Origin of the sequence: Ornithinimicrobium faecis, from assembly GCF_023923225.1 — a bacterium.
GTDB classification, from domain to species: domain Bacteria; phylum Actinomycetota; class Actinomycetes; order Actinomycetales; family Dermatophilaceae; genus Ornithinicoccus; species Ornithinicoccus faecis.
Window position 1 is genome coordinate 3655143 of sequence record NZ_CP099489.1, and the last position, 14596, is coordinate 3669738.

Annotated in this window: 15 protein-coding genes; 3 read left to right on the forward strand and 12 right to left on the reverse strand. The window is 69.7% G+C overall.

Features of this window, described 5'->3' with window-relative positions; all coding sequences use genetic code 11:
- Positions 1-4: 4 nt before the first annotated feature.
- Positions 5-301 (reverse strand): Asp-tRNA(Asn)/Glu-tRNA(Gln) amidotransferase subunit GatC, encoded by a 297-nt coding sequence (gatC, locus tag NF556_RS17010; protein ID WP_252592256.1) that lies wholly within the window; start codon positions 299-301, stop codon positions 5-7.
- Positions 302-604: 303 nt separating this feature from the next.
- Between gatC and NF556_RS17015 the strand changes: the two genes are divergently transcribed.
- Positions 605-1027, forward strand: coding sequence for a hypothetical protein (locus NF556_RS17015; protein WP_252592258.1), 423 nt, complete (start codon positions 605-607; stop codon positions 1025-1027).
- Between the two features lie 10 nt (positions 1028-1037).
- Here NF556_RS17015 and NF556_RS17020 read toward each other — a convergent pair whose 3' ends face one another.
- Genes NF556_RS17020 through NF556_RS17030 form a run of 3 tightly spaced genes read right to left on the reverse strand, consistent with a single transcriptional unit; the run spans position 1038 to position 2495 of the window.
- Positions 1038-1673 carry a maltokinase N-terminal cap-like domain-containing protein gene (locus NF556_RS17020; RefSeq protein ID WP_252592259.1) on the reverse strand — a complete coding sequence of 212 codons (636 nt, stop codon included), beginning with the start codon at positions 1671-1673 and terminating at the stop codon, positions 1038-1040.
- A gap of 49 nt (positions 1674-1722) precedes the next feature.
- On the reverse strand, positions 1723-2070 hold the full coding sequence (locus NF556_RS17025; RefSeq protein WP_252592261.1) for a DUF488 domain-containing protein: 348 nt from the start codon (positions 2068-2070) through the stop codon (positions 1723-1725).
- Positions 2067-2495: a glutaredoxin family protein gene (locus NF556_RS17030; protein ID WP_252592263.1), complete on the reverse strand. Its 429-nt coding sequence runs from the start codon at positions 2493-2495 to the stop codon at positions 2067-2069. The genes NF556_RS17025 and NF556_RS17030 overlap by 4 nt, the downstream gene beginning before the upstream one ends.
- A gap of 83 nt (positions 2496-2578) precedes the next feature.
- Here NF556_RS17030 and NF556_RS17035 point away from each other — a divergent pair, with 83 nt between their 5' ends.
- Positions 2579-3115 carry a DUF488 domain-containing protein gene (locus NF556_RS17035; RefSeq protein ID WP_252592265.1) on the forward strand — a complete coding sequence of 179 codons (537 nt, stop codon included), beginning with the start codon at positions 2579-2581 and terminating at the stop codon, positions 3113-3115.
- Positions 3116-3166: 51 nt separating this feature from the next.
- Here NF556_RS17035 and NF556_RS17040 read toward each other — a convergent pair whose 3' ends face one another.
- Both NF556_RS17040 and ligA read right to left on the reverse strand, forming a co-directional pair.
- Entirely contained in the window at positions 3167-4606 is a 1440-nt protein-coding gene (locus tag NF556_RS17040) for an MFS transporter (protein ID WP_252592266.1), read from the reverse strand.
- A gap of 12 nt (positions 4607-4618) precedes the next feature.
- Positions 4619-6808, reverse strand: a complete 2190-nt coding sequence (gene ligA / locus NF556_RS17045; protein WP_252592268.1) for an NAD-dependent DNA ligase LigA — start codon at positions 6806-6808, stop codon at positions 4619-4621.
- Between the two features lie 81 nt (positions 6809-6889).
- Here ligA and NF556_RS17050 point away from each other — a divergent pair, with 81 nt between their 5' ends.
- Complete coding sequence (locus NF556_RS17050) at positions 6890-7882, forward strand: hypothetical protein (protein ID WP_252592270.1); 993 nt, start codon at positions 6890-6892, stop codon at positions 7880-7882.
- A 60-nt stretch (positions 7883-7942) separates the two neighbouring features.
- On the opposite strand, the gene NF556_RS17055 is transcribed toward NF556_RS17050, so the two are convergent.
- From NF556_RS17055 to NF556_RS17080, 6 genes are all read right to left on the reverse strand, one after another.
- On the reverse strand, positions 7943-8947 hold the full coding sequence (locus NF556_RS17055; RefSeq protein ID WP_252592272.1) for a uroporphyrinogen decarboxylase/cobalamine-independent methonine synthase family protein: 1005 nt from the start codon (positions 8945-8947) through the stop codon (positions 7943-7945).
- Positions 8948-9023: 76 nt separating this feature from the next.
- A complete protein-coding gene (locus NF556_RS17060; RefSeq protein ID WP_252592273.1) occupies positions 9024-10535 on the reverse strand; it encodes a multicopper oxidase family protein in 1512 nt (503 codons plus the stop codon).
- A 296-nt stretch (positions 10536-10831) separates the two neighbouring features.
- The gene (locus tag NF556_RS17065; RefSeq protein WP_252592275.1) at positions 10832-11356 is read right to left on the reverse strand and encodes a hypothetical protein; all 525 of its coding nucleotides are present in this window, start codon (positions 11354-11356) and stop codon (positions 10832-10834) included.
- A gap of 62 nt (positions 11357-11418) precedes the next feature.
- The gene (locus NF556_RS17070) at positions 11419-12105 is read right to left on the reverse strand and encodes a DUF1345 domain-containing protein (RefSeq protein WP_252592276.1); all 687 of its coding nucleotides are present in this window, start codon (positions 12103-12105) and stop codon (positions 11419-11421) included.
- Positions 12106-12107: 2 nt separating this feature from the next.
- Positions 12108-13214: a tRNA 2-thiouridine(34) synthase MnmA gene (mnmA, locus tag NF556_RS17075; RefSeq protein ID WP_252592278.1), complete on the reverse strand. Its 1107-nt coding sequence runs from the start codon at positions 13212-13214 to the stop codon at positions 12108-12110.
- Entirely contained in the window at positions 13214-14416 is a 1203-nt protein-coding gene (locus NF556_RS17080) for a cysteine desulfurase family protein (protein WP_252592280.1), read from the reverse strand. Before NF556_RS17080 ends, mnmA begins: the two co-directional genes overlap by 1 nt.
- Positions 14417-14596 lie beyond the last annotated feature (180 nt).

Genomic DNA, 14596 nt, shown 5'->3' on the forward strand with positions numbered 1-14596 from the left:
CTGCTCACTCCTCGTCCAGGATGCGGGGGACGCTGAACCGGTCCAGCTCGGACGCCGGCGCGTTGGCGAGCGCCTGCTCGGCGGTCAGGCTGGGGCGCACCTCGTCGGCGCGGGTGACGTTGGTCAGCGGCAGCGGGTGGCTCATCGGCGGCACGTCATCGGCCGCGACCTCATTGATCTGGCCGACCCACCCGACGATCTGGTCGAGCTGGCCGGCGAGGCGGTCGAGCTCCTCATCGGTGAGCTGGATGCGGGCCAGCATGGCGACGTGCGCGACATCGTCGCGGGACAGTTCGGACATGGGGTCAGTCTAGGTTCCCGCTCCTCGCGCACTGAAACCGCTCGTCACCTCACCCCGGGGCTGGCAGGATCGGCCGTATGCCGAGCACCTCACCTCTCCCGGACTCGCCGGGGCCGGACGACTTCCGGGCCGAGCGGCATGTCGAGACCGGCGTGCCCTACACCCGCTCTGTGCTCACCCTGCCGGCTCTGGGCGCGGACTATTGTCTGCCCCCAGATACGGGGCAGACAATAGCGTCGCCCGTGACACCTCAGTCGGTCGAGCCGGTGCGGCGGCCAGACGGGCTGGTTCAGGAGCGGCCCGGTGCCTTCGGTCGAGTACGACGACCCGATGTGGCAGAACTATCGCTGGGTGGCGATGCTCGATCCGGTCGAGCTGTCGCATGGGGTCGAGGTCAGGGAGGTGCACGCCCGCGAGCGCTTCGGGCGGCTCACCTTGACCGCGACCTGCCGCGCGCTCCCCGAGACGCGCGAGGGCGCATTCGATGGTTACGAGCCGCGGTGCTCCTGCTGTCCGCTCCTGTTCGGAGCGGTGAGCCAGGCGCTGGAGTTCGCCACTGGTGACCACAGGGCGCCGTCGCAGGAGGAGGTCGCCGGCTACCCCTCGGCATACTGGGTCAGCCTTGATGTGCAGACCGGGGTCGTGGTCGATGTCGAGCCGCAGGACGGCGACCAGTCACGCACGGCCTTCACCAACGAGATCCACGAGGTTGGCCCGTTGGGCTGACAAGGACGGATCAGACGTCGTCCTCGTGATCGAGGACTTCCAGGACCTCGCCGATGTTTGCGACGTCACCGGTGAGACCAATCGTCGTGCTCGTGTGCACGTAGGCAGCGCTCCCAGCAGCGACTGCCCCGCTGCCGCCTTCCCAGGTGGCCACCAGCCGGTGCGTTCCCTCGACGTCATCGACGACGTGCGCCAGCTGCACCTCTGGGGTGCTGGTCGTCGGCGACTCCACGGTGAGCCGCACTGTCTGGTCCCGCACCTCGACCAGGGTGTCGCCGTCGTAGACCTCGTAGACCGCCTGGTCCTGCTCGCCGGCGAGGACTCGGGCATAGCAGGCCAGGGCGACCGGGTCACCCGCCGCGGCGTAGACGCTGCGCTCGCCGAGCACCGAGTGCTGTGTGGTGCCGATCAGGTGCTCCTGCGCCTCATGGAGCGGAGCCGCGCGATAGGTCATCGGCACGTGCAGCACCTCGCCCCCGCGCCGGATGAGCATTGCTTCGATGCCGACCTCTCCGACAGGATCGTCAAAGCGATAGGAGCCGACCAGTTCGAGCTCACCCGACCCGCCCCACGGCTGACGGCCCAGCCAGGGCTGCACGAGCTCGAGCTTGGTCGGTGTGAGGGTCGCCCGGTGGATGATGGCCATCATTGGAGCCTAGGGCAGCGCACCGACGTCGGGTCAGAGTTTTCGCGGATCAGAGTTTGTCGCGGAGCAGGTCAGCCAGGACGACGGCCTGGTTGTGCTCCTCGTCCTTGGCGCCATAGAGCAGGACCACGCGCTTGTTGCCGCGGACCTCCTTGAGCAGTTCGTCGAAGGCATCGGAGCCGTCGAGCTCCTTGCGGTAGCGCGTGGCGAACTCCTCGAACTTGTCCGGGTCGTGGTCGAACCACGTGCGCAGCTCGGTGGATGGGCCGACCTCCTTGAGCCAGGTGGCGCTCAGATCATCCTTGGCGATCCCGCGGGGCCACACGCGGTCGACCAGGATCGCGTGCCATCCGGGAGGTGCGCCGTCATAGACGCGCCGGGTCGCGATCTGTGTCATGTCAGTGCCTCCAGCCTCTCGCGGACGGCGCCCGGGTCGGGGTTGGTGTGCGGCTCCCCGTCGATCACCACGGTCGGCACCGTCTCGTTGCCGTCATTCACGCTGCGCACGAAGGCGGCCGCGTCGTCGTCCTGCCAGATGTTGACCCAGAGCACCTTGTCGCGCAGGTCGCCGAGGGAGGACTTCAGGCGCATGCAGTAGGCACAGCCCGGTCGCCAGTAGACGACCACCTCACGCTCGCTGTCTGACATCGCGCTGACCTCCTCGTGTCGCAGGGTCTTCCCACCCTGCCACGGGCTCAACCAGTAGGTCAGGCCACCCCCAACCACCGCATAGACAACGGCCAGCCAGTAGCGACCCTCCCAGGCCGCCTCCCCTGCCAGGTAGGCGAAGAAGGCGAGCATCGGGAACCACAGCCAGCGCATGCCTCCATGTTCTCGCTTGCACGCTCTCGCCGGATCGGCCGTGAGAGGGAGATCTGGCCAGATCGGCTCCTAACATGGGGCCCATGAACCAGCCACTCCTGACCGTCGGGCACGGCACGCTCGATCGGGAGGGGCTCGGTGATCTTCTGGTGGGGGCCGGAGTCGAGGCGCTGGTGGACATCCGGCGCTTCCCGGGCAGCCGGCACAACCCGGACTCTCGGCGCGAGGCACTGGAGCAGTGGGTGCCGGAGCGTGGGATCGACTATCGGTGGGAGGAGCGCCTCGGCGGACGGCGCCGCCTGGATGCCGACGAGGACGCCGCGAGTCCTGACACGTGGTGGCGAGTCGCCCAGTTCCGCGCCTATGCCGCGGGCACCCGCGCGCCAGAGTTTGCCGAGGCAATGGGCGAGCTGTTGTCGAGTGCCACAGAGCATCGCACCGTCATCATGTGCAGCGAGGCCGTGTGGTGGCGCTGCCACCGCAGGATCGTGGCCGACGTGGCAGTGCTGGCCCACGGGCTGCCGACGTCGCACCTGATGCACACCGGGAAGCTCACCGATCATCCGGTCAGCGAGGGTGCGCGGGTGAACGAGGACGGCGAGGTCGTCTGGGACGGGTGACTGCGCTGCGCCGCACGGGGGCGTGCTGCGTGACGCTGGGGCCAGTCGTCCTCAGGCGTGCGGCGTGGCGCCGCCGCGCCGGTCGTAGAGGTCCTTGTAGGCCACGGCCAGGGCCACCAGGATGACGCCGGCGATCAGGGCGAAGCCCAGAGCGGTCGCGGTCGACCAGCTGGTGGCCTGCAACAGCGAGAAGACCGCGGCGGTGATGACGGCTATGCCGATGGAGGTGCCCATCCGCTGACCGGTCTGCATGATCGCACCGGAGCTGCCGGCATACTGCAGCGGCACCTCGGCGAGGGTGAGGGTCTGATTCGGGCTGATCACCGTGCCCTGGGCCATCCCGATGAAGGACAGGGTGAGCAGCAACCACCAGACGCTGAGGCCCACGGCCTCGTGGAGGAAGACCACGGCGGCGCTCAGGCCGAGTCCGAGCAGCGCGAGATAGAGACCGGCGATGACGAGTCGGCGCCCGAGCCGCAGCACCCGGTTGCCGGCCCAGTTCGCCGCGAGGGCAGACAGGACGGCCGACGGCAGCCCCACGATGCCGGCCTCGAGCGCGGAGTGGCCAGCGCCCTGCTGCATATAGAGCGCGATGAGCACCCAGATGCTGGTCATGCCCAGGAAGTACAGGGTGATGATGAGCGTGCCGTTGCTGAAGCTGCGGGTGCGGAAGACGCTCAGGTCCACCATCGGGCTGCCGCCGTGCTGCTTGAACCGGCGCTCCCAGCCCAGCCAGAGGCAGACCAGCAGCACCCCGGCCGGGAACAGCAGCCAGGTCACTGCCGAGGACCGGGCTTCCATGAATGGCCACAGGATCGCCAGGACGGCGACGGCCAGGAGCAGGGAGCCGATCGGGTCCAGCAAGCGCACGGTGCTCAGCGCCGTGCCGGCGTGGGCGCTGCGCTGGATCATGGGCTTGGGGAACCAGAGCAGCGCCAGGACGATGGTCAAGATCCCGATCGGCACATTCACCAGGAAGGTGAGCCGCCAGCCCAGGTCCGGGCCACCGGCGTCGATGAGCAACCCGCCGAGCACCGGCCCGATCGCCACGGACACACCCACCGTGCTGCCGAAGTAGCCGAAGGCCCGACCCCGCTCGGCGCCACGAAAATACTGCTGGATCATGCCGACACCCTGGGGGTTCAGCAGCCCGGAGCCCACGCCCTGGGCGAAGCGGGCGACGATGAGCCACTCGGCGCTCGGCGCGAAGCTGGCGGCGACCGAGGAGAGGGTGAAGAGCAGCACGCCGACCAGAAAGATGCCGCCGCGACCCATCACGTCTCCTGCGCGGCCGGCGGCAACGAGCACGACACCGAAGGTCAGGGCATAGCCGGACAGCACCCACTGCAACTGGGACTCGGCAGCGCCCAGGCCGTCCTGGATCGCCGGGAGCGCGACGTTGACGATGCTCACCGAGATCAGGGACATGAAGATCGCCGCGAGCAGCACCAGCAGGATCCGCCAGCGCGCGGGGTCGGGGACATGGTCCACGTGGTCCTCCGGTCAGTCTGGGGACCCGGTCTCCAGCAGCCGACGGAACCCGGCCTCATCGAGGACCGGGACGCCCAGCTGCTCGGCCTTGTCGGCCTTGGAGCCCGCGTTGTCGCCGACCACCACATAATCAGTCTTCTTGCTGACCGAGCCGGCCGCCTTCCCTCCGCGGGAGACGATCGCCTCCTTGGACTCGTCGCGGCTGAAGCCGTCCAGCGAGCCGGTCACCACGATGGTCAGCCCCTCAAGGGTGCGCTCGACCGAGTCGTCGACCTCGTCGGCCATCCGCACCCCGTCCTGTGCCCAGCGCTCCACGATCTGGCGGTGCCAGTCGACCTCAAACCAGTCGGTCACTGACTGCGCAATGGTCGGGCCCACGCCCTCGGTGGCAGCAAGCTCCTCCAACGAGGCCCCCCGGATCCGGTCCATCGAGACAAACTCGGTGGCCAGCGCCCGGGCTGCGGTCGGCCCGACGTGCCGGATGGACAGGGCGACCAGCACCCGCCACAGCGGCTGGGACCGCACTTGCTCCAGATTGGCGACCAGCTTGGTGCCGTTGGCCGACAGGATGCGCCCGTCGATGACCTTGTCCTGCGGGTCGGTCTTCTTCGCCGCGCGGGTGTAGAGCGGCACCCGTGCGATGTCCTCGGCGGTCAGCCGGAACAGGGTCGACTCGTCCTTGATCACCTCGGCATCGAGCAGGGCACTGACCCCCTCCCCGCCGAGGGCCTCGATGTCGAAGGCGCCGCGGGAGGCCAGGGAGAACAGTCGTTCGCGCAGTTGGGCGGGGCAGGTCTGGGAGTTGGGGCAACGGATGTCCTTGTCGCCCTCCTTCTGCTCGGCCAGGGGCGTGCCGCAGGAGGGACACTGCGTCGGCATCACGAAGGCCACCTCGGTGCCATCGCGCAGGTCAGCGACCGGGCCGACGACCTCGGGGATCACGTCACCGGCCTTGCGCAGCACCACGGTGTCGCCGATCAGCACCCCCTTGCGCTCTACCTCATAGCCGTTGTGCAGGGTCGCCTGCTCGACCGTGGACCCCGCGACCTTGACCGGCTCCATCACGGCATAGGGGGTGACCCGTCCGGTGCGCCCCACGTTGACCCGGATGTCGAGCAGCTTGGTGGTGACCTCCTCGGGCGCATACTTGTAGGCGATCGCCCAGCGGGGCGCACGCGAGGTCGACCCCAGACGGCGCTGCACCCCGACCTCGTCGACCTTGATCACAATCCCGTCGAGCTCGTGCTCAGCCGCGTCGTGGCGGTGCTCGCCGAAATAGGTGATGAACTCCTCCACGGCGCCCAGGTCATCGAGCACCTTGGCGTGCGGCGAGACCGGCAGTCCCCACGCGGACAACAACTCATAGGCCTGCGACTGACGCGTCATCTCAAAGCCGGTGCGGGCCCCGATGCCGTGGACCAGCATCCGCAACTTGCGGGTGGCAGTGACCCGGGGGTCCTTCTGCCGCAACGATCCTGCAGCCGTGTTGCGCGGGTTGGCGAACGGCGCCTTGCCGGCCTCGACCAGGGACGCGTTGAGTTCCTCGAAGGCGGTCACCGGAAAATAGACCTCGCCGCGGACCTCGAGGACGTCCGGGATCGGCACCGGCTCGCCCTCCTGGTGCTCCGGCGGGACCAGCGTGTGGGGGATGCCCTCGATGGTGCGCACATTGAGCGTGACGTCCTCGCCCGTGCGCCCGTCACCGCGGGTGGCGCCACGCACCAACTTGCCCTTCTCGTAGAGCAGGTTGACGGCCAGGCCGTCGATCTTGAGCTCGCAGAGATAGTGCACCTCGGCGCCGCCAGCCTCGTTCTCGACGCGGGTCGCCCATGCCTGCACCTCCTCAAGGGAGAAGGCGTTGTCGAGGCTGAGCATCCGCTCGACGTGGTCGACGGCTGCGAACTCGGTGGAAAAGGTGCCGCCAACCTGCTGGGTCGGTGACTCCGGCACCCGCAGCTCGGGCCACTCCTCCTCGATCGCCTCCAGCGACTTGAGCAGGGCGTCGAACTCACCGTCGGTGATGGTTGGGGCGTCCCGCACGTAGTAGGCGAACTGGTGCCCCCTGATCTCCTCGGCCAGCTCGGTCCAGTCGTGCCGCACGTCTTCGGGTGCTGTCTCGCTCACTCCCCCATCTTGACGCACGGGGCCGACACAGCCCAGATGCGACCTGCGCCACACCGTGCAACGGTGGAGCGAGCACATGCGTTGGGTGCAGTGAGGGGTCGCACCGACAAGGACGCGTCCCAGGCAACGCGGGCACGGGGCCCGCACCGAGGAGGAATGATGCGCACGCAGCATGCAGTTCGAGGAGGACAGCGTCGTGGGGGACGACGGGTTGCTCTGGCGACCTTGCCGGTCGCCGCGCTCGTCCTGATGACCGCCTGTGGGAGCGAGGAGGAGCCGGAGGTGCAGGCACCGCCCACCTCGGCGGACGAGCCCACGGACTCAGAATCCACCACGGAGCCGGCCGAGGAGACCGACAACGTCACCACCAATGACGACGATGCCCCGGTCACCGCTGACCCACAGCCGACCGCGGTGGACCCGGCGCCCACAACCGAGGAGCCCACCACAGAGGCCCCCACGACCGAGGAACCCACCACGGAGGAGCCGCCCGAGGAGGGCGCCGGTGACGCCGAGGCCTTCGCGCAGGAATACATCGACCTGGTCGCCTCGGGCGACGCGGCCGGTGCTTACGGCATGCTCAGCCCCGAGGCGATGGTCTATTACCCCGACCAGACCGTCTTCGAGGAGAACGGCATCGCCGACTTCTCCGAGGACCTGGCCAACGCCGGTGACGAGCCGTCCTTCCACATTCGTCCGGCCTACGAGGAGACTCACGACTCCGCACAGGTGGTGAGCCTGTTGGGCTTCGACGAGGCCAGTGGCGAGCCGTGGGCGCACACCTTTGCGATCCGCAAGCTGGACGGGGCGAGCTGGGTGGTCGACCAGGAGATCACGCCCTCCACCGGGCAGAACCGCCTGAACTGGCTCAACCCCGGCATCCAGGAGGGGGTCTCGGAGTGGCAGGTCAACCCCGACCAGCCGATGTCCTTCGCGTTGCTCAAGAACGGCGGGCCCAACACCGCCGTGACGGCGAGCATCAACGACGGGGACGGTGTGCAGTTGACCGAGCGCCCGACCGATGGCGCCGTCATGTACGACCTGACCGACGCCGAGCTCACCGAGGGCTACAGCATCATCGCCGCCAGCTGGGTCGCCGAGGACGCGCCGTTCGTGCACACCAGCGCCACGCCTGCCGGCTGGTCCAACTGAGGCTCAGCGCACCGGCTGAGCTTCAGCGCACCGGCTGAGCTTCAGCCCACCGGCTGAGCTTCAGCGCACCGCCTCTTCGGCGATCGCCCGGGCCGTCTCCACGGTCGCCCGGGTGATCGCCGTCGCGTCGGCGGGGGTGCTGCCCGCCAGCCCGCACGAGGGGGTCACCCCGAGATGGGCCAGGCTCGCGGGGGGCAGGCCGAGCTCGTGCCAGCGGGTGGCCAGTGCCGAACTGACCCGGCCGTATGCCGAGGGTCGGGTGCTCGACAACGCGCCGGCCCAGAAGGTGGTCCCGCTCTCGACCGCGGTGGCGATGGCGTCCCAGTCACCGGTGCGCAGGGTGCTTGTGTCCAGCGAGATCGCGTCAGGGCCGGCGCCGCGGAGCAGGTCGATGGGCGGCTCGTCCCCGCAGCAGTGGATCGTGGTGGCTGCGCCGGCGTCCTTGGCAGCTGAGACCACCGTGCCGAGGATGTGCTCGGCCTGGCTGCTGTCCGGGGTGGGGAGCACCCGGAAGCCCGAGTCGGACTTCACCCGACCGAGCACGACGGCAGGCAGCGAGGGCTCGTCGATCTGCAGGGTGAGGTGGGCGCCGGGCAGCAGGCCCGCGACCTCGATCAGGTGGGCGCGGATCCCCTCCGCGAGCGAGACCGCGAGGTCCCGGGTGGCGCCGGCGTCGGAGAGCACCCGGTCCCCCAGCGGCAACCACAACGCCGCGGCCAGCGTCCACGGTCCGGTGACCTGCAGTTTCAGTGGGCCGTCCCAGCCGTCGAAGGCCTCGGCCAGCTCGTCCAGGTCCTGGCGTCGCAAGGAGGCGGTCCGCTCGGCATCCCGCCCCGGGCGATCCACCAGGCGCCAGCCCTGTGGCTGCACGTCGACCGGCAGGTCGACCAGGAGGCCGGCGCCACGGCCGATCATGTCCGCGCCGGGGCCTCGAGCGGGCAGCTCAGGCAGATAGGGCAGGGTCGTCACGCCCTCGGGGGCGTCGGTCAGTGAGTCACGCACGGCCCGCAGAGCTTCACGAATGTCCGTCCCGGGCCATGACCCGATCCCGGTTGCAACCACCATGGGCACAGTCTGCCCCACCCGCATTTTGATAGAGGTCTCGCACGCCCCGCCCGCATGTTGATAGAGGTCTCGCACGTCAGTGCCGGTGCTCCGCACGCTCACCGACCGCCGGCTCCTGCCCCTCCTCGACCACCACGAACTGGCCCATCATCCCCTGGTCCTCGTGCCGGAGCAGGTGGCAGTGATACATGTAGGGCACGGTCGCGTCGGCGTAATCCGTGAACGTCATCAGTAGTCGATAGGTCACGCCCTCCTCGGTCAGGATCGTGTCCTTCAGGCCGGACAGCTCCGCCGGCGGCTCGCGACCGTCGACCGTAAGCACCCGGAACTGCACGTCGTGCACGTGGAAGGAGTGGAACTCGCCGCCGTTGTTGACGACCTCCCACACCTCGGTGTCACCGAGGGTGACGACCTCGTCGGCATGGCCCATCCGCATCTGCGCGCCGTTGATCTGCCGGCCGCTGAGCCGGAACTCCCGGGCCTCATCGACCGCCTCCGGGTCTCCGGCGTGCTCCACGATGTCCGGCGCCAACTCGACGGGGACCTCCGGGGACGCGGCCAGCTCATCGGCCGCGCGCAGCTGCAGCACGTCGAACTTGTCCTCGCCGCCGCTGAACCGCTCGCTGATGAAGTTCTGCCCCAGGTCGGGCGCGATGCTGCGCAAGGTTCTGGTCTCCCCCGGCTCCATCGCCACCAGCACCTCAGCCCGCTCACCGGGCGAGAGCCGCACGCTGGTGGCCTCATGCGTCTGCGGCAGCAGCCCACCGTCGCTGGCGACCTGCACCAGCGGCGACCCGTCGTCGAGCCGGAACTGATAGACGCGCATCGGCGAGCCATTGAGCAACCGCAGCCGGACCACCTCGGTCGACACCTCGGCATACGGCCCCTCGGTGCCGTTGACCAGCACCCGGTCACCGAACTCCCGACTCGGCTCGATCTCGCCGCGACTGCTGGAGGGGTCCGTGACGATGACGGGCAGGTCATCCACGCCATAGTCCGAGGGCAGCTCGACCTGCTGCGCGGGGTCGTCGACGATGAACATCCCGGCCAGCCCGCGGCTGACGTGATCCATGGTCTCGCCGTGCGGGTGCGGGTGATACCAGAGCGTCGCCGCCGGCTGGTCGATCGTCCAGGTCGGCTCCCACGTGCCGCCCGGCTCGATCATCTGGTGCGGCCCGCCATCCATCGCCGCGGGCAGATGCATGCCGTGCCAGTGCACGGTGCTCGCCGTGCCCAGCTCGTTGCGATAACGGATCAGCACCTCCTCACCACGCTCTGCGCGCAGGGTCGGCCCGAGGTAGTCGCCGTTGAAACCCCACGTGTCCACCGTCCCCTCGCTCAGGTCCAGGCTCCCCTCCTGGGCGGTCAGGTCGAAGACCCGCCTCCCGTGGTCGTCGAGGCTCGACTCGGCCAGCGGCGGGATGGTCAGCTCGGTGTCGAAGTCGACCTCACCGACCGTGTCCTTGGGACCGAACAGCATCCACGCACCGGCGACCAGGCCCCCGACCAGCAGCACCAACCCGGCGGCGCCGATCGCGACCACGCGGCCAAAGATCGAGAGCATGCTGCGTGGACGGCGCAGGGCCATGGTGACTCCTGGGTGGGGTGGGACTGCTGTCCCTCCACCCTGTGACCTGCCGTATGCCGTGGGGCCGGCTTTGCGGGTCCGCTCAGGGTCGGTCTCAGGGGCGGCTCAGGGACGACCCCCAGTCCGTCACTCCCTCAGTTGCCCCGCCATCGCGACCCCCTGGTGCCCAATCGGCGTTGCGGGTTCTGTGCTGGAGCACGGGACACGCCGCAACGATGCCCGCACCGTGCGCGACACGCCGGGGCGAGGGGGCGGGCGCAGCGCCTGGGCCCTCCTGACCTGCTGTGGAGCTCTCCTCACCCGCCCGTGAGCGCCTGCTCGATGCGGTCCAGGGCCGTGACGGCGGAGCGCTGACTCACCAGACCCTCGAGCGCGTGGGCGGTGACCTCCACCCTGCCCGGGTGCCCGACCGCCTGGATCACCGCGGTGTTCATGTTCATCACGCCGGTGCCGACCACGCCGATCACGACCTGCGCTCCCGCACCCGGGTGCGACCCGGTTGGCCCAGTGGGCAGCACCTGGCGCAGGGACCCGGCGATCAGGCTCAGGGCCGCGGCCTCGTCCCGGACCGCCACCGTGCGTCCCTGACCGGTGACCTTGGTGAAAAGCCTGGCCCCGAGACGGCCACCGGTCCTGCCACCGCTCCTGCCGCCGGCGGCACCAGCAGCCCCGGCGAGCGGACCGTGCGCCGCACCACCGATGGCCCCTCCGACGGCACCGCCGGCCGCGCCCGCCTCACCGTTGGCCTCGATCAGGATGTCCCGCACCTGTGCGGCCGGCAGCACGGGGGACGGATAGTCACGACTCGCCTTCGCACTCATGTGACCATTCTTGCGCAGCCCACCCGGCGAGGCCGCCACCTGGGCGTCCGGCGAATGAGCCGTCAGCGCAGCAGCAGGCTGACGACCGCGGCCAGGATCACGGTGTTGAAGCCGAAGGCCAGGATGCTGTGCCCGGTGACGGTCCGGCGCATCCGCGGGCTCAGGATCTGGACGTCGCTGGCGGCGAAGGTGGTGGAGACGCCTGCGCTGAAATACAGATAGTCCGTCCAGCTGCGGCGCTCGGCCTCGCCGGGGAACTCCAGCTCGCGATGGCCGGACCGGGCGTCCTTCATCAGGTAGGCCACGCTGTAGGTGAGCACCACCGTCGCCCACGCCCCCACCACCATCACCGCCACCAGCAGGCCGCCGACCACCGGCGGGAGCAGCCCTTCGGCCAGGGCGCGTGGATACCAGAAGACACCCAGCGCCAGGGCGATGATGCTGACGCCCTGCGCGGTGCCCGGGCCGGGGTGCGTGCCGAGGATGTAGTGGTCAACCCAGGTCCCGGGCCGGGACGCCTTCGCCCAGGTCAGATAGCGGCTCGGCGCGGTCCGGGCGAACGCCAGGAACGTGCCCAGCACGTAGGTCACCAGATAGCTGGCCAGCACCAGCAGGAGCAACATCTCCAGGTTCTCCCCGGGCGCCTCACCGCGGGAGCGCAGCACCAGCACTGCCCCCACACCCACCGCCACGCCCGCGGCCATCGCGACATAGCTACGCCGGCCCTCCTGCAACCAGCCCCCCGGCATACTCACTCCCTGCGACTCGTCCCTGTCTTCGCAATGGTGGCAGACCCGACCACGCGCGTCCCGTCATACAACACCACCGACTGGCCGGGGGCCACCCCGCGGATGCGGCGCTCCAGGCGGACCTGCACGTCCTCACCATCGGCCCAGGCAGTCGCCGGGATCTCCTCGCCGTGCGCGCGGACCTGCGCGCCGACGGACACGATGCCCTCGGGCGCGGGGCCGCACCAGCGGGCGTGGTCGCCGGTGATCTCGTCGACCCCGAGCAGCTCGGCGGTGCCCACCACGACGGTGTTGATCTCGGGCTTGGTCTCGACGACGTAGCGCGGCGCGCCATCAGCGGCCGGCACCTGCAACCCCAGGCCCTTGCGCTGGCCGACGGTGTAGCCGAAGGACCCGCCGTGCTCGCCCAGCACTGTGCCGTCGGTGTCCACGATCTCACCCGGCTGCTCACCGAGCCGGTCGGCCAGCCAGCCGCGGGTGTCGCCGTCGGCGATGAAGCAGATGTCATGGCTGTCCGGCTTCTTCGCGACCGAGAAACCGCGTGCCGCTGCCTCGGCCCGGATGTCGGGCTTGGTGGTGTCACCGAGCGGGAAGAAGGACCGCTCCAGCTGCTCGGCGTCGAGCACCCCGAGGACGTAGGACTGGTCCTTGGCCATGTCCACAGCGCGGTGCAGCTCGCGCCGGATCCCTTGCGGGGCAGTGGGATCGGGCACTTCCTCGATCTGCGCGTAGTGCCCCGTGGCGACGGCGTCAAAGCCGAGGGCGAGGGCCTTGTCCAACAGCGCGGCAAACTTGATCTTCTCGTTGCAGCGCAGGCACGGGTTGGGGGTGCGGCCAGCGGCATACTCGGCCACGAAGTCCTCGACCACGTCCTCCTTGAACCGCGCCGCCATGTCCCAGACATAGAACGGGATGCCGAGCTTGTCGGCCACGCGGCGGGCGTCCCCGGCGTCCTCGATGGTGCAGCAGCCGCGCGCGCTCTCGCGCAGGGTGGCAGCGGACTGGCTCAGCGCGAGGTGCACGCCGACGACCTCGTGCCCGGCCTCGAGCATCCGGGAGGCTGCCACGGCGGAGTCGACCCCGCCGCTCATGGCGGCAACGACGCGCATCACGCGCTCCTGGTGGTGCCCCGTGCGCGACGGGCTCGGTCGATGGCAGCGGGCAGCGCGGCCAGCAGGGCGTCCACGTCGGCGTCGGTGGACGTGCGCCCCAGGGTCAGTCGCAGCGACCCCCGGGCGTCGGTCTCCGGCACACCCATGGCGAGCAGCACGTGGCTGGGCTGCGGCACCCCGGCCTGGCAGGCGGACCCGGTCGAGCACTGCACGCCAGCGGCGTCGAGCAGATAGAGCAACGAGTCACCGTCACAGCCCGGCACCCGCAGGTGAGCGTTGGCGGGCAGGCGCCGTATGCCGTCACCCGGCTCCCACACACCGCTCACCTCGATCGTCGGGTCCAGCGCGAGGGCCCCCTCAATCAGTCGGTCCCGCAGGCCGATCATCGTCTTGGCGTGCAACTCCTGGTCGGCCACGGCCCGACGCACGGCAACCGCCAGTCCGGCGATGGCCGGGGTGTCCAGCGTGCCACTGCGGATCTGTCGCTCCTGGCCACCGCCGTGGGTCAGCGGGACGGGGCTCTGGTCACGGCCGGCGATCAGCAGGCCGGCGCCCATCGGGCCGCCGATCTTGTGGCCGGTCAGGGCCACCAGGTCAGCGCCCACCTCGCCCAGGGGCAACGGCACCTGTCCCAGGGCCTGCACCGCATCGGTGTGGAAGGGCACGCCGTGCTCGCGCGAGATGGCCGCCAGCTCGGCCACCGGTTGCACCGTGCCGACCTCGTTGTTGGCCCACATCACACTCACCAGCGCGGCGTCAGCGGCACGGGTGCTCAGGATCTCCTCGAGCGCCTCGGGGCTGACCCGGCCTGCCGCGTCCGGCTCGAGCCAGGCGACCTCTGCGTCGTGCTCGGTGACCAGGTGCTCAACGGCATCGAGCACCGCGTGGTGCTCGATGGAGCTGACGATGAGCAGGTTGCGGCCGGTGTCGTTCTCGAAGTTCTTGAACCACGTGCCCTTGACCGCCATGTTGTCCGACTCGGTGCCGCCGGAGGTGAAGATCACCTCGGAGGGGCGGACCCCCAGATCCGAGGCGATCGACTCGCGCGACTCCTCCACGACCCGGCGCGCGTCGCGGCCTGAGCCGTGCAGTGAACTGGCGTTGCCCAACCGCTGCATCTGCTCGACGATGGTCTCGATGACCTCGGGGAGCACCGCCGTGGTTGCGGCGTGGTCGAGATAGGTGGGGGCAGATGGCACCAGCCCATCATCCCACCCGCCCCACACCCCACCAATTTTGATAAAGGTCTCGCACGCCCCACCCGCCTTTTCAGGGAGGTTTCGTACGTACGAGACCTCCCTGAAGTTGCGGTGGAGGTGTGCGAGACCTCCCTATTTTTTTGGGGTGGTCCCGCACACCCGCCCCTCGGCATACGGCCT

Bases quoted from the DNA above. Each gene is read 5' to 3' on its own strand.
- NF556_RS17070 (WP_252592276.1), bottom strand. From the start codon at position 12,105: ATGCCGGGGGGCTGGTTGCAGGAGGGCCGGCGTAGCTATGTCGCGATG.
- NF556_RS17065 (WP_252592275.1), bottom strand. From the start codon at position 11,356: ATGAGTGCGAAGGCGAGTCGTGACTATCCGTCCCCCGTGCTGCCGGCC.
- mnmA (WP_252592278.1), bottom strand. From the start codon at position 13,214: ATGCGCGTCGTTGCCGCCATGAGCGGCGGGGTCGACTCCGCCGTGGCA.
- NF556_RS17055 (WP_252592272.1), bottom strand. From the start codon at position 8,947: ATGGTGGTTGCAACCGGGATCGGGTCATGGCCCGGGACGGACATTCGT.
- NF556_RS17060 (WP_252592273.1), bottom strand. From the start codon at position 10,535: ATGGCCCTGCGCCGTCCACGCAGCATGCTCTCGATCTTTGGCCGCGTG.
- gatC (WP_252592256.1), bottom strand. From the start codon at position 301: ATGTCCGAACTGTCCCGCGACGATGTCGCGCACGTCGCCATGCTGGCC.
- NF556_RS17030 (WP_252592263.1), bottom strand. From the start codon at position 2,495: ATGCGCTGGCTGTGGTTCCCGATGCTCGCCTTCTTCGCCTACCTGGCA.
- NF556_RS17020 (WP_252592259.1), bottom strand. From the start codon at position 1,673: ATGGCCATCATCCACCGGGCGACCCTCACACCGACCAAGCTCGAGCTC.
- NF556_RS17035 (WP_252592265.1), top strand. From the start codon at position 2,579: ATGAACCAGCCACTCCTGACCGTCGGGCACGGCACGCTCGATCGGGAG.
- NF556_RS17025 (WP_252592261.1), bottom strand. From the start codon at position 2,070: ATGACACAGATCGCGACCCGGCGCGTCTATGACGGCGCACCTCCCGGA.
- NF556_RS17050 (WP_252592270.1), top strand. From the start codon at position 6,890: ATGCGCACGCAGCATGCAGTTCGAGGAGGACAGCGTCGTGGGGGACGA.
- ligA (WP_252592268.1), bottom strand. From the start codon at position 6,808: ATGTGCTCGCTCCACCGTTGCACGGTGTGGCGCAGGTCGCATCTGGGC.